The following is a 13703-nucleotide window of genomic DNA, read 5'->3' as shown; positions in this document are numbered from 1 at the left end:
ATGCGCCGGATAGTCGCAGCCAGCCTCAGGTTCAGGTCGATCATCATTGCCCTCGCCGCGGCGATGATGGTTGTCGGCGGCGGGCAACTCAGCGGTGCCTCGGTGGACGTTTTCCCCGAGTTCGCCCCGCCTAAAGTCGAAGTCCAGACTGCCTGCCTGGGACTCACCGCAGCAGAGGTCGAGGAACTGGTTTCTGTTCCGCTGGAGGAGGCCTTCAACGGCATCGTGGGCCTTGACCACATGAGGTCGAAGTCGGTCCCGCAGCTGTCCTCAATCGTGATGGAATTCAAGAGCGGCACGGATCTGCTAACCGCCAGGCAACTCGTGTCAGAGCGGATGGCAACCGTCATACCGACCCTCCCCACCTGGGCCGCGCCGCCGCTGATGCTGCAGCCACTTTCCTCGACCAGCCGGGTCATGAAGATCGGGCTGTCCTCGGACACGCGGTCCCTGATCGAAATGTCCATGATCTCCTACTGGAACGTCAGGGCCCATCTGCTCCGCGTTCCCGGAGTGGCCAACGTGGCGATCTGGGGCGAACGCCTCCAAATGCTTCAGGTCCAGGTTGATCCCAACAAGCTGGCGGCCCACAACGTTTCGCTGGAAACGGTGATGACCTCCACCGGTGACGCGCTCGACGCGGGGCTGCTGCAGTACTCCCCTGGGGCGCTCATCGGCACCGGCGGAGCCCTCGATACTCCCAGCCAGGCCCTGGGCATCCGGCACGTCCAGCCCATCACGTCCCCTGAGGAACTGGCGAAGGTCGCGGTCGAAGACCGGGAGGGCCAGACGCCGCTCCGGCTCTCTGACGTTGCGAATGTCGTGGAAGACCACCAGCAGCTGATCGGCGACGCGGTCATCAACGGCGGTCCGGGCCTGATGCTGATCGTCGAGAAGCTCCCATGGGGCAACACTCTGGAAGTCACGCGCGGCGTCGAGGACGCGATGAAGCAACTCGAACCCGGCCTCACCGGGATCACCGTGGACACCGCGATCTTCCGGCCTGCGACCTTCATTGAAGAATCCCTGGGCAATCTTGGCGTTGCGCTCTTGCTTGGAACCCTTCTGGTGATCCTGGTCCTGAGCCTGTTTCTCTTCCAGTGGCGGACCGCACTGGTCAGTGTGACGGCGATCCCACTGTCCCTGATGGCCGCGGCCTTGGTGTTGTACTGGACCGGGGGCACGATAAATACCATGGTGCTGGCGGGCTTGGTGATTGCCGTCGGGGTGGTGGTGGACGACGCCATCATCGACGTCGAAAACATCGTCCGGCGGCTCCGCCAGCACCGGGCCAGCGGCGGTACCGAAAGCACCGCCAGGGTGGTGGTCAATGCCTCGCTCGAGGTCCGTGGACCGATCGTTTACGCCACCTTGATTATCGTGGCGGCCACAGTGCCAATCTTCTTCCTGGACGGGCTGACGGGGGCGTTCTTCAGGCCGCTGGCCACCTCGTATACCCTCGCGGTCATGGCCTCCATGCTGGTGGCTCTGACCGTGACACCGGCAATGGCGTACATCTTCCTGCGCAACGCCAAACTGGAGGATCGCGACCCGCCGGTCGTGAGGGTGCTCAAGCGCTGGTACGCCAACGCGCTTCGGCCCCTCGTCCTGCGGCCTGTTCCGGGCTACCTTGCCCTGGGCGCGCTTGGCGTCATTGGCATCGTGGCGGCCCCGCTGTTGGGCCAGTCGTTGCTGCCGTCCTTCAAGGAACGCGATTTCCTGATGCACTGGCTTACCCAGCCCGGCACCTCCAACTCGGAGGAAGTCCGGGTCAGCCAGCTGGCCTGCAAGGAACTCATGACCATTCCGGGGGTGAACAACTGCGGGGCGCACACGGGACAGGCCTTTAACGCCGACGAAGTGGTGGGCGTTTACTTTGGTGAGAACTGGATCAGCGTCGACCCCGCCGTCCCGTATGACGAAACCCTCGCGGCAGTCCAGGAAGTTGTTGACGGCTACCCCGGCATCGTCCGGGACGTTCAGACGTACCTCAAGGAGCGCATCCGCGAGGTCCTGACCGGCACCGGTTACGCCGTCGTCATCCGGGTGTACGGTGACGATCTCGATACGCTGCGCAAGGAGGCTGACAAGCTCAAGACCATCCTGGGCGGCATCGAGGGCGCAGTGGGTGCGAAGGTCGCTCTCCAGGCGAACATTCCGCAAATCAACGTGGAAGTGAACCTGGAGGCGGCGAACCGCTACGGACTTAAGCCCGGAGACGTGCGCCGGGCCGCGGCGACCCTGGTGGCAGGCGAAGAAGTCGGTGACATCTACCGGGACGGCAAGGCCTATGACGTTCAGGTGTGGAGCGCTCCGGAGACCCGGACAAGCGTCACCAGTATTGAGAACCTTCCGCTCGATACGCCGGGCGGCCAGAAGATCCGGCTGGCCGATGTGGCCACCATTTCGGTCAAGCCCACACCGAACGTGATCGAGCGTTCAGAGGGATCCCGGCGGATCGATGTCAGCGCCAACGTCAAGGAAGGCGACCTGGCCAGGGTAGTCCAGAAGCTCGAGTCGGAAATGAAGTCAGTTGAGTTCCCGGTCGGTTACGAAGCCGTTGTCCTCGGCGAATACGCAGAGCGCCAGGCCGCCTCGCAGCGCTTGCTGCTTTACGCGGTCGGCGCTGTGATCGTTGTCTTCCTGCTGCTCCAGGCCGCATTCCGCAGCTGGCGGCTGGCGATCCTGACGATCCTGACGCTGCCGGCGGCACTCGTGGGCGGCATCATTGCGGCTCATTTGAGCGGCGGTATTCTCTCGCTGGGGTCGCTAGTTGGCTTCCTGACTCTGATGGGGATCGCAGCCCGCAACGGAATTCTGCTCATCAACCACTGCCAGCACCTGGAAAAGTACGAGGGAGTGCCCTTTGGGCGGGTCCTGGTGCTGCGCGGAGCGGCCGAGCGGTTGTCCCCGATCCTGATGACAACCCTCGCTACCGCCCTGGCGCTCGTGCCGCTGGTGGTCATGGGGAACATTCCGGGTCATGAGATTGAACATCCGATGGCGGTGGTGATCCTGGGCGGGCTCGTCACCTCGACGCTGGTCAACCTGTTCATTGTTCCCTCGCTCTACCTGCGCTTTGCCAAGAAGGGACCGGCCCGCCAGCGCGGGCCGCGCCAGCCCGAACCGGTCGCGGCGGTCTAGAGCACAAAGGAGAGCTCCGGCCAGCATTTGCTGACCGGAGCTCTCCTCTGTGCCGGAAGGCTACTTGACGTCGTCGTCGACCCAGTCCATGGACTTGGTGACGGCCTTCTTCCAGAGACGCATCTGGCGCTCGCGCTCGGACTGTTCCATCTTCGGATCCCAGCGCTTGTCCTCGGACCAGTTGGCCGAACATTCGCCGAGGTCCTTCCAGAAGCCGACGGCCAGACCGGCGGCGTAGGCGGCGCCCAGCGCCGTGGTCTCCACGACCTTGGGCCGGATCACCGGTACGCCGAGGATATCCGCCTGGAACTGCATCAGCGCATCGTTGGCGACCATACCGCCGTCGACCTTCAGCTCCGTCAGCGGCACCCCCGAGTCCGCGTTGACGGCGTCGAGCACCTCCCGTGTCTGGAAGGCGGTGGCCTCCAGCGCCGCCCGGGCAATGTGGTTCTTGTTCACAAAGCGGGTCAGCCCGACAATCGCGCCGCGGGCGTCGGACCGCCAGTACGGGGCGAACAGGCCGGAGAACGCCGGCACGATGTACACGCCGCCGTTGTCCTCGACCGAGGCCGCCAGGGTCTCGATCTCCGGGGCGCTGCTGAGCATGCCGAGGTTGTCACGCAGCCACTGCACCAGCGAACCGGTGACGGCGATGGAACCTTCCAGCGCGTAGTGCGGTGCGGCGTCGCCGAGCTTGTAGCCGACCGTGGTCAGCAGCCCGTTCTTGGAGTGGACGATTTCCTCACCGGTGTTGAAGATGAGGAAGCAGCCGGTGCCGTAGGTGTTCTTGGCTTCACCGGCGTCGAAGGCGGCCTGGCCGAACGTCGCGGCCTGCTGGTCGCCCAGGATGCCGGCGACCGGGACCTCGCGCAGCAGCTGGGACGTGTGCACCGTGCCGTAGACCTCGGAGGAGGACTTGATGGCGGGCATCATGGAGGCCGGAACGCCGAAGACGTCCAGGATCTCCTGGTCCCAGGAGAGCGTCTCCAGGTCCATGAACATGGTCCTGGAGGCGTTGGTGACGTCCGTGACGTGGACGCCGCCGTCGATCCCGCCGGTGAGGTTCCAGAGCACCCAGCAGTCGGTGTTGCCGAAGACCAGGTCCCCGGCCTCGGCCTTGGCGCGGGCACCCTCGACATTGTCCAGGATCCACTTGATCTTCGTGCCGGAGAAGTAGGTCGCCAGCGGCAGGCCGACCTTCTGCTTGAACCGCTCCGGTCCGCCGTCCTTGGCCAGCTCGTCCACGATCGGCTGCGTGCGGGTGTCCTGCCAGACGATCGCGTTGTAGATGGCCTTGCCGGTGGTCTTGTCCCAGACGACCGCGGTTTCACGCTGGTTGGTGATGCCGACGGCGGCGATATCGTGGCGGGTCAGGTTTGCCTTGGACAACGCGGAGGCGATGACCTCACGGGTGTTGTTCCAGATCTCGGCGGGGTCGTGCTCCACCCAGCCTGCCTGCGGGAAGATCTGTTCGTGCTCCATCTGCCCCGAGGAGACGATGTTGCCGCTGTGGTCGAACACGATGGCGCGGGTGCTGGTGGTGCCCTGGTCGATGGCGATTACGTACTGGTTCATGTTGACGTCCTTGTCTTGGGCTGGCAGTTGAATGAGTGCGTAGCGGGTGGGTTAGGCGGCTGCGGTGGCGATGATCGGGACGACTGCTGCGACGAGACCGGCGAGGCCTCCTCCGACCAGGGGTCCGACAACGGGGATCCAGGAGTAGCTCCAGTCCGAGGATCCCTTGCCCTTCATGGGCAGCAGGGCATGGGCGATGCGGGGGCCAAGGTCACGGGCCGGGTTGATGGCGTAGCCGGTGGGGCCACCGAGGGAGACGCCGATACCGACAACGAGCAGGGCCACGGCGAGCGGGCCAAGCCCCGAAGGCGTCCCGCCGAAGGTCAGGATGACGAAGACGAGGACGAAGGTGCCGACGATCTCCGTGATCAGGTTCCACGGGACGGAGCGGATGGCCGGACCGGTCGAGAACACGGCCAGCTGGCTGGCGGGCTCCGTATCAGAAGCGTCGAAGTGCTGCTTGTAGGCCAGCCACATGACCACGGCGCCGAGGAAGGCACCGAGCAGTTCACCGCCGAAGTAGGTGAGGGTGGAGGCGACGTCGACCGGGACACCCGGTGCGTATTCCGTCTTGCGGTTGAGCAGCAGGCCGAAGGTCACGGCGGGATTCAGGTGGGCCCCGGACATGGCGGCAACGTAAACGCCGGAGAAGACGGCGATGCCCCATCCCCAGGTGACCATCAGGAACCCGCCGTTGTTGCCCTTGGTGCCTTTGAGTGCAACGTTTGCCACAACGCCGCAGCCCAGCAGGGTCAGCATTGCGGTACCGAATACTTCGGACAGGAAAACTATTCCAAGAGACATCTTTGACTCCTCTATTTTCTGTTGTCAGCCCTCGCGAGTTTGAGGGCTGTTGGGCCGGCGACGTGTTGGCGCCGCCGGCCGGCCACTGCGCCGGTCCCCCAGGGGACCACGCAGTCCTTGCGCCCGGACGTCCCCCGTCCGGGCGCCGAGGTCTATCAGGAGACCAGGCTGTGGACCTGGACGCCGTGGAACCGTTTGAGCACCTCCTGAGCGTGGGTGATCTCGGATGAACGCGTCGCCGTGTCCCAGCTCAACGGGCCGGAGAGGATGTCGGCGACCTCGTTCAGCAGCTCGCCGGTCACCAGCCCCCGGAAGGCGAGGGAGGTGCGGCGGATCAGCACGTCAATCAGGTGCCCGACCTGCTCGTTCCGGGCCATGAACTCCAGTTCGCGGACGCTGAGTTCTCGGGTCGAGTGCAGGAGCCGGTCCGGGGCGGCTCCCGGGGTGCCGTCGAGGAAGCCGATGACTTCCTCGGCGCGGGTGCCGTACCGGGTCAGCAGCCCGGCCGTGCGGTCCGCGTCGCGTCCGGCGGTCATGTGCGCCTTGATCCAGCGCTGCACGCCGTCCTCGCTGTCGGGGAAGCCGGCGCCGCCGCCGATGGCGAGTTTCGCCGTCGAGACCTTCCGCTCCATCCCGAGTTCGGCGAGGACGTCGTTACTCAGGTGTTCGGCGAGGGCCCGGAACGTGGTCCACTTTCCGCCGACGAGGCTGAGCACGACGGCGCCGCCGCCATGTCCTGCTCCAGCGGCCGGTGTGGCGCCGGCGCGGCGTTCGATCCGGTAGTCGCGGCTGACGAAGCCGGGCTGGGTGGCGTCGTGCCGGGGCAGCGGGCGGACACCGGAGAAGGTGTAGACGATCTGCTCCCGGTCCACTGGAATGTCCGGGAAGACGTGGCCGATCAGGTCGAAGAAGTAGTCGATCTCCCCCTCGGTGCACACGGCGTCCTCCGCCATGTCGGCGTCGACGTCCGTGGTGCCCACCAGGACCCGGTCCCCCATCGGGTAGATCAGCACGATCCGGCCGTCGGTGTGTTCGAAGAAGATCTCGCGACCGTTGCAGGCCGCCAGCAGCTCCGGGTGGTCCAGCACGATGTGCGATCCCTTGGTGCCGCCCATGAACGCCGACGCCGCGCCCATCGCCTGGTTGGTCTGGTCGACCCAGGCGCCGGTGGTGTTGACGATGACGTCCGCGGAGAAGTCGAACAGTTCACCGGTGAGCTCGTCGCGGAGTTCCACGGTGCTTCCGGGGCGCCCGGTTCCTGCACTGTCCCGGACGGAGACGAGGGAGAGGTAGTTGCTGGCGCGGGCGTCACTGGCGCCGGCGGCGCCGGCCTTCTCACCGTCCTGGAGCACGTCCAGGGTCAGGCGCTCCGGGTTGTGGACGGAGGCGTCAAAATATGTAGCGGCATACTTGATGCCCGGGTGCAGGCGCGGCAGTTCCGCCAGGGCCCGCTTGCGGCCGCGGAACTGGTGGCGGGGGACGGCGCCGCCGTCACGGGAGAAGAAGTCGTACATGCTCAGGCCGAGCTTGATCAGGACGGCCCCGCGTTCCTTCGGGGCGCCCTGCTGCCTGTGCGTCAGGAAACGCAGCGGAGCGGCGAGGATGCCGGAGAAGGTGCTGAAGATGGGGATGGTGGTCTGCAGCGGCTTGACGTAGTGCGGGGCGATGCGCAGCAGCCGGTTCCGTTCCACCACCGATTCCTGGACGAGTCGGAACTCGCCGTTCTCGAGGTAGCGGATGCCGCCATGGATCATGTGTGAGGAGGCGCCGCTGGCCCCCTGGCAGTAATCACCGCGCTCCACGAGGGCGACGTCCACACCCTGCAGGGCCAGGTCCCGGAACGTGCCCACTCCGTTAATGCCGCCGCCGATGATCAGCACCTGGGCGTGGGGCCGCATCCGCAGCTTCTGCACCGATGCTCGCTCGCCGGCCGACGCCTGGGTGCGGGCTGAATCCTTCTGTCCCAAGAACTGCTCCTCTGGGTTTGGTCCTGTGCGGCGCGCCACGCGGCGCCGTTCAACACTATTGTTTGGACTAATGGAAAATGGAGTCAAGCACTATGCACAAACGTGCAGAACGGAAATGGGATGACACCCTCACGCAGTTCCGACGCCCTTCGCGCGGCCCAGTTGTATTACCTGCAGGACCTGACCATGGACGCGATTGCCCGCGAGCTCCGCACGTCCCGGTCCACCGTGTCCCGGCTGCTTTCCTCGGCTCGGGAATCGGGGCTGGTGCAGATCCAGATCCGCAGTCCGCTGGACACGGGCCCCGAACTGGCAAGCATGATCCGCGCCGAATACAAGGTCGATGTGCACGTCGTTCCGGTAGTGGACACGCTGAATGAGGCGGAAACACTGGACCGTGTAGCGATGCAGGCCGCGCGTACCATCGGCCCGCTGGTCGACTCCAATGCCATCATCGGCGTCGCGTGGGGCTCCACCCTGAGCGCTGTCAGCCGGCACCTGACCCGGAAGATCACCCATGACAGTGTGATCGTGCAACTCAACGGCGCAGGCAACATGCAAACCACGGGCATCACCTACGCCTCAGACATCATGCGGCGCTTTGGCAGCGCCTACGGGGCGCGGGTGGAACAGTTCCCGGTCCCGGCGTTCTTCGACCACGCCGCGACGAAGCGGGCCATGTGGAATGAGCGCAGTGTGCAACGGATCCTTGAACTGCAGGCCCGCATGAGCATCGCCATATTCGGCGTCGGCTCGGTCGACGCCGACTACCCCAGCCACGTCTACGCGGGCGGCTACCTCGACGAAGACGACCTGGCGGTCCTGGCCTCCTCGGACGTCGTGGGCGATGTGGCGACCGTCTTCTTCCGCGCAGACGGATCCTCTGACGGCATCACCCTCAACGAACGCTCCACCGGCCCGGACCTGGCGCAGTTGCGCCAGGTCCGGCGTCGGATCTGTGTGGTGTCGGGCGCTTCCAAGATCAACGGCCTGCGCGGCGCCCTGGCCGCGGGGCTGGCCACAGACCTGATCCTCGACGAGGCCAGCGCCCGCCGGCTGGTCAGCTTTGACGGGTTGTCCTGAACCGGCCCGCCGTGGGCAGTCCCGCCGGCGGAGTCGGTAAAGTCGATGCTATGAAACCCTCGCCGCGGCTTAGCCTCAACAACGGAGTACTGATCGACCAGTTGGGGTTCGGACTCTACAAAGTACCCCCCGCGGAAGCCGCCGGACTCGTGACCATGGCACTGGAGGCCGGCTACCGGCACTTCGACACCGCCGCCATGTACGGCAACGAGACGGGCGTTGGCCGGGGCATTGGCTCGCTGTCGAGTTTCGTGAGCACCGACGACGCCCGCGGCGGTTCCGGCGAGTCCTCCCCTTCGCTCTCACGCGAGGACCTGTTTGTCACCACCAAGCTCTGGAACGACGACCAGGGCTATGACGCCACCCTGCGTGCCTTCGACACGTCCATGTCGAACCTCGGACTGGAATATGTGGATCTTTACCTGATCCACTGGCCCTGTCCGCAGCGCGGGCTGTATCCCGAGAGCTACCGCGCGATGGAGACGCTCTACCGGGAAGGCAGGGCGCGGGCCATCGGGGTCTCGAATTTCCAGCCGGCCCACCTGGACCGTCTGCTGCAGACCGCGGAAGTCGTCCCGGCCGTCAACCAGATCGAACTGCACCCCTGGCTCCAGCAGGAGGAGCTGCGCACCCTGCACGGCGAGCTCGGCATCACCACGGAGGCGTGGAGTCCGTTGGGCCGCGGCCAGGTCCTGCAGGATCCGGTGGTGCTCGACCTCGCCGCGGCGCACGGCAAGACACCGGCGCAAATCATCCTCCGCTGGCATGTCCAGCTCGGCCATGTCGCCATCCCCAAAGCGAGCTCCTACGCCCGGATCAAAGAAAACCTGAACGTCTTCGGATTCAGCCTCGACGCCGCCGCCATGGACGCCCTGTCCGGTCTGGAACGTGGCTTCCGCACCGGATCCAACCCGGACTCAGTCAACTAGGACTTATCGAATGGAACACGTGGCCACCGAGCCTTCCCCCACCACTCCCCTGTTCAGCGCCGGGCTCGAGGCCCGCACCCATGCCTCCGAGGTGGTTCTTGACGGCACCAGGGTCGCGTACTGGAGCTACGAGCCGGTCCGGGTGACTCCGGAGACCCGGACCATCCTGGTCATCCACGGCTTCCGCGGCGACCACCATGGCCTGCTCCGCGTGGCCGACCAGCTCCCCGAGATGCGGCTGATCATGCCGGACCTCCCCGGCTTCGGCAGCTCTGCCGCCTTCGTCGGTGCCGAACACAGCGTTGAGCGCTACGGCCGGTTCGTCGCGGACTTCATGGGCGCCCTGGGTCTGGGGCCCGACACGGTCCTGCTGGGCCACTCCTTTGGCTCCATTGTCGCGAGCCACTACGTGGCGGCGCACCCTGGCACGGTCTCCGAGCTGATCCTGGTCAACCCGATCGCCGCCCCCGCGCTGGAGGGGCCCAAGGGGCTCATGACCAAGTTCGCCGTCCTGTACTACGAAGCCGCCGCGCGCCTTCCCCGCGGCCTGGGGCAGGGCCTGCTGCGCAGCCAGCTGATCGTCCGGGTCATGAGCGAGACGATGGCGAAGACCCGGGACAAGCAGCTCCGCCGTTTTGTGCATGCCCAGCACAGCGCCTATTTCTCCGCGTTTGCGGACCGGGAGAGCCTGCTGGAAGCGTTCAAGGCCTCGGTCGGCAGCAACGTGGCGGAAGTGGCCGGCAGCCTGACCCTTCCCGTGCTGCTGATCGCCGGGGAAAAGGACGAGATCGCCGCACTGCCGGACCAGCACACGCTGCTGGCCCTGCTGCCGGACGCGCACCTCGACGTCATCCCCGGCGTCGGCCACCTGATCCACTACGAAACCCCGGAACCCGCCGCGGGCTTTATCCGCAGCTTCCTGAAGGACCATTCCGCGTGAAAATCCTCATCGATGCCCGCTTCACCCGGCTGGACCACCATGACGGCATCAGCCGCTACGGGTCCAGCCTGATCGAGGCGACGGCAAAAATCGCCGATGTCTCCATGCTGATCAGCGACGTCCGCCAGCTGGCCCTGCTTCCGGATGTGCCGTACACCCTAATCAACAGCCCCCTGTCCCCGGCCGAGCTGTTCGTCGCGGGGCGGGTCAACAAGCTCGGCGCCGACGTTGTCGTGTGTCCGATGCAGACCATGGGCAGCTGGGGCCGGAAGTACGCCCTGGTGCTGACCCTGCATGACCTGATCTACTACGAACACCCGGCACCCCCCGGCTTCCTGCCGGCTCCGGTCCGGGTCCTCTGGCGGCTGTACCACAAGGCATTCTGGCCGCAGCGGCTGCTGCTGAACCGGGCCGACGTCGTCGCCACCATCAGTTCCACGACCGCCGCGCTGATCTCGAAGTACCGGCTGACCCAGCGTCCCGTCCGGATCGTCGGGAACGCCCCGCAACACGGCCATACGCCGCGGGACCCCGGAGCGGGGGCGGACAAGACGCTGCTGTACATGGGTTCCTTCATGCCATACAAGAACGTCGAGACCATGATCCGGGGCATGGCGGAGCTCCCGGACATGACCCTGCACCTACTCAGCCGGATCACCCCCGATCGCCGGGCCGAACTCGAAGCCCTGGCACCGGCGGGCGCCGACATCGTCTTCCACAACGGCGTGACCGACGCCGAGTATGAGGCCATGCTGGGCCGCACCACGGCGCTGATTAGCCTGTCCAAGGCGGAGGGCTACGGTCTGCCCCTCGTTGAAGCTATGTCGCACGGCACGCCCGTGATCGCCAGCGACATCCCGATCTTCCGCGAGGTGGGCGGCGACGCCGTCAGCTACGTCCACGCTGATTCCCCGGCGGAGTTCGCCGCCGCGGTCCGGAAGCTTGAGGAACCGGACCTGTGGAAGGCCCGGTCCCGCCGCTCGGTGGAACGCGCCGCGGACTTCAGCTGGGACGAGTCGGCCCGCAGGCTGCTGGACGTCGCCGAAGAGGCCGTGGCGCTGCGCGCACGCCGCCCGGGCTTCTGATTGCTGCCTCGTCCGGAGTCAGCCGGTAACGGGGGCTTCGGCGTCTGATTCCGCCGGAAGTTCCCGCCAGGTCCGCATCGGCGAAAAGACGATCGGGACGACAGAGGCACCGGCGAGCAGGGCCCAGATCCAGAGCACGGGTTGGACACCTATCCATGCGGCCAGCGCGCCCCCGGCGAGGCTGGCGAGCGGCATAATTCCGAGGACAAAGAGTCGGCTGCTCGCCATGACGGTTCCTAGCCTGTGGGCCGGAGCGATGCGCGGGACGAGGCCGGCTCCTGCCACCGAGATGACCACGACGAGGAAGGCCCACCCAAACGTGGAGGCGCCGAGCCAGAGGGCCGGGAACCACGGCAGGACCGCGGCCAGGGGCGTCAGCGCGACGATCGGGACGCAGGCGATGCCGGCGAGAATCCTGGTCGTCCCGATGCCCAATTTCTTCAGGATGGCCGGTGCTGCGAAGGAGGCCGCCAAACCGCCCAGGGCGGCGAAGGTGCTAAGCAGCGCAAAAACAGCGGCGCTGAGCCCCAGGACGCCGAGGGCGTAGACCGCGGTGGCGGCGCTGCCGAACATGGTGGCCGCGTTGAGGACCATGCCGGACAGGAAGAGACCTCTGAGCACCGGGTGGTGGATGGTGAAGGACAGCCCGGCACGTGCCGCCGGCCAGAACCCTTCGTGGTGCCGGGGCGGCTTGACGTCCTCACCGACCTGGATGCTCGCGAGGGTCAGGGCGGACAAAGCGTAGGAGATCCCCGCCGATACCAGGGCGAACGGTGCCGCGATGACGATGAGCAGCGCCGCCGTCAGGGACGGGGAGCCGACGGCGACCAGACTGGCGGCCGATTGCAGCCGGGCGTGGGCGTCGCTGACCTGCTCGCGGTCCACTACGGAAGGGACGAAGGCTCCATGGGCGGTGGTGAACACGACATCGGCGACGCTGAGCAGCGCCACGCAGACCAGCAGATGCCCGATCGACATCGCACCTGTCATGAAGGCCGTCGGAACGCTAAGGACGACCAGTACCCGGAACACGTCCGCAGCGATCATCAGCCGCCGTCGGCGAAGCCTGTCCACCCAGACACCGATTGGGACGCCCAGGACAAGGAAGGCACTCAGGCTCAGGGCGTTGATGATTCCCACTTCCAGAGCGCCACCACCAAGCATCGAGACAGCAATGATCGGGATCACGACGCGGCTTCCTCCATCGCCCGCACCCTCGAACGCGCTGGACATCCACAGCTTCCGGAACGCAACCAGCCGCATCAGTGGTGTTTTGTTGGGCGGCCGGCTCCCTGCATCTACGACTGGCTGTAAGGTCACGCCTGACAATGTGTCAGGATCAGCCTGACAAGTCAACTACACTGAATATCTTTAGCCAACGTGCTCAAGGAGAATGACGTGGAAGTCGAACTGCCACTTGAAGGCCCGGTGATGTGCAGCTTCTGTGCAAGACCAGCCAGCAGTATGCGTCGCCTGGTGGCTGGTCCGGGTGTCGCCATCTGCGGGGACTGCGCCAGGTCATCCGTCAAGCTCTTGAGCGGCACGGACAGCTCACCGGCAGAGGATCCCTGGGCGAAAATGACTGATGAAGAACTGCTCGCACACCTGCCGGAAGTTTCCGCAGTCGCCGCGCAAGTCGAACAGCGGCTATGTGCCTGGGTGGGGATCGCCCGACAAAGAAGTATCAGCTGGGCACGCATTGGCGCTGCATTGGGCATGACCCGCCAGTCAGCGTGGGAACGCTTTCGGTCCCCGGATGGCCGCTGAGCCAGATTGGACTAGATGACATCCCTGGAAAGGGCCTTCAAGGGCGCTGGCCAGGGCGGATCCGCCGGGACTGCTGCAGGGAATTGGTGCCCGGCCGCGAACAAGTACCAGTCAGGGAAAGGGTCCGGCGGCAGTTCCAAGTTGGGGTCCCGGCCGGGGTCCGGGGGCGCGTCCACGTCGGGATCCCAGCCCCGGTGCGCGGGCAGGTCCAGGTCGGGATCCCAGCCCGGGTGCGCGGGCAGGTCCAGGTCGGGATCCCAGCCCGGGTGCGCGGGCGGGCCTTCTTCGTCGAAGCCTTCGCCGGCCTTCAAAATGTTTGGTGGCCAGTCGGGTGGTTCCCAGTCCTGCTGTTCGCTGGGATAGTACCGGCCGGAGGGTGAGGTCCAGCCGGGTGGTTTGTCTTTGCTGG

Annotated in this window: 10 protein-coding genes and 1 pseudogene; 6 read left to right on the top strand and 5 right to left on the bottom strand. The window is 66.0% G+C overall.

Going from position 1 to position 13703, the window contains the following annotated elements; all coding sequences use genetic code 11:
* On the top strand, positions 1–3144 hold the full coding sequence (locus J2W14_RS17110) for an efflux RND transporter permease subunit (protein ID WP_307464725.1): 3144 nt from the start codon (positions 1–3) through the stop codon (positions 3142–3144).
* Between the two features lie 60 nt (positions 3145–3204).
* Here the strand turns inward: J2W14_RS17110 and glpK are convergent, their stop codons facing one another.
* From glpK to J2W14_RS17095, 3 genes are all read right to left on the bottom strand, one after another.
* Complete coding sequence (glpK, locus tag J2W14_RS17105; RefSeq protein ID WP_307464723.1) at positions 3205–4719, bottom strand: glycerol kinase GlpK; 1515 nt, start codon at positions 4717–4719, stop codon at positions 3205–3207.
* A gap of 51 nt (positions 4720–4770) precedes the next feature.
* Positions 4771–5523, bottom strand: coding sequence for an MIP/aquaporin family protein (locus J2W14_RS17100; RefSeq protein ID WP_307464722.1), 753 nt, complete (start codon positions 5521–5523; stop codon positions 4771–4773).
* Positions 5524–5678: 155 nt separating this feature from the next.
* Positions 5679–7421, bottom strand: a complete 1743-nt coding sequence (locus J2W14_RS17095; RefSeq protein WP_307464997.1) for a glycerol-3-phosphate dehydrogenase/oxidase — start codon at positions 7419–7421, stop codon at positions 5679–5681.
* Between the two features lie 189 nt (positions 7422–7610).
* Between J2W14_RS17095 and J2W14_RS17090 the strand changes: the two genes are divergently transcribed.
* From J2W14_RS17090 to J2W14_RS17075, 4 genes are read left to right on the top strand one after another with little or no spacing between them, the layout of a single operon-like run.
* Entirely contained in the window at positions 7611–8573 is a 963-nt protein-coding gene (locus J2W14_RS17090; RefSeq protein WP_307464720.1) for a sugar-binding transcriptional regulator, read from the top strand.
* Between the two features lie 50 nt (positions 8574–8623).
* Positions 8624–9502, top strand: coding sequence for an aldo/keto reductase (locus J2W14_RS17085; protein WP_307464718.1), 879 nt, complete (start codon positions 8624–8626; stop codon positions 9500–9502).
* 10 nt (positions 9503–9512) lie between these two features.
* Complete coding sequence (locus tag J2W14_RS17080; protein ID WP_307464716.1) at positions 9513–10442, top strand: alpha/beta fold hydrolase; 930 nt, start codon at positions 9513–9515, stop codon at positions 10440–10442.
* A complete protein-coding gene (locus J2W14_RS17075; RefSeq protein WP_307464714.1) occupies positions 10439–11527 on the top strand; it encodes a glycosyltransferase family 4 protein in 1089 nt (362 codons plus the stop codon). The genes J2W14_RS17080 and J2W14_RS17075 overlap by 4 nt, the downstream gene beginning before the upstream one ends.
* 18 nt (positions 11528–11545) lie before the next feature.
* On the opposite strand, the gene J2W14_RS17070 is transcribed toward J2W14_RS17075, so the two are convergent.
* Positions 11546–12790, bottom strand: coding sequence for an MFS transporter (locus tag J2W14_RS17070; protein WP_307464711.1), 1245 nt, complete (start codon positions 12788–12790; stop codon positions 11546–11548).
* Between the two features lie 135 nt (positions 12791–12925).
* On the opposite strand from J2W14_RS17070, the gene J2W14_RS17065 reads away from it, so the two are divergent.
* The gene (locus J2W14_RS17065; protein ID WP_307464709.1) at positions 12926–13294 is read left to right on the top strand and encodes a ClpX C4-type zinc finger protein; all 369 of its coding nucleotides are present in this window, start codon (positions 12926–12928) and stop codon (positions 13292–13294) included.
* Between the two features lie 11 nt (positions 13295–13305).
* Here J2W14_RS17065 and J2W14_RS17060 read toward each other — a convergent pair.
* A pseudogene (locus J2W14_RS17060) lies at positions 13306–13703 on the bottom strand (hypothetical protein); the annotation flags it as partial.

The sequence above is a fragment of the Pseudarthrobacter oxydans genome (assembly GCF_030812335.1).
GTDB classification, from domain to species: Bacteria; Actinomycetota; Actinomycetes; order Actinomycetales; family Micrococcaceae; genus Arthrobacter; species Arthrobacter oxydans_B.
Note: the sequence above shows the minus strand (reverse complement) of the source record. Positions and strands in the feature narration are given on the sequence as shown.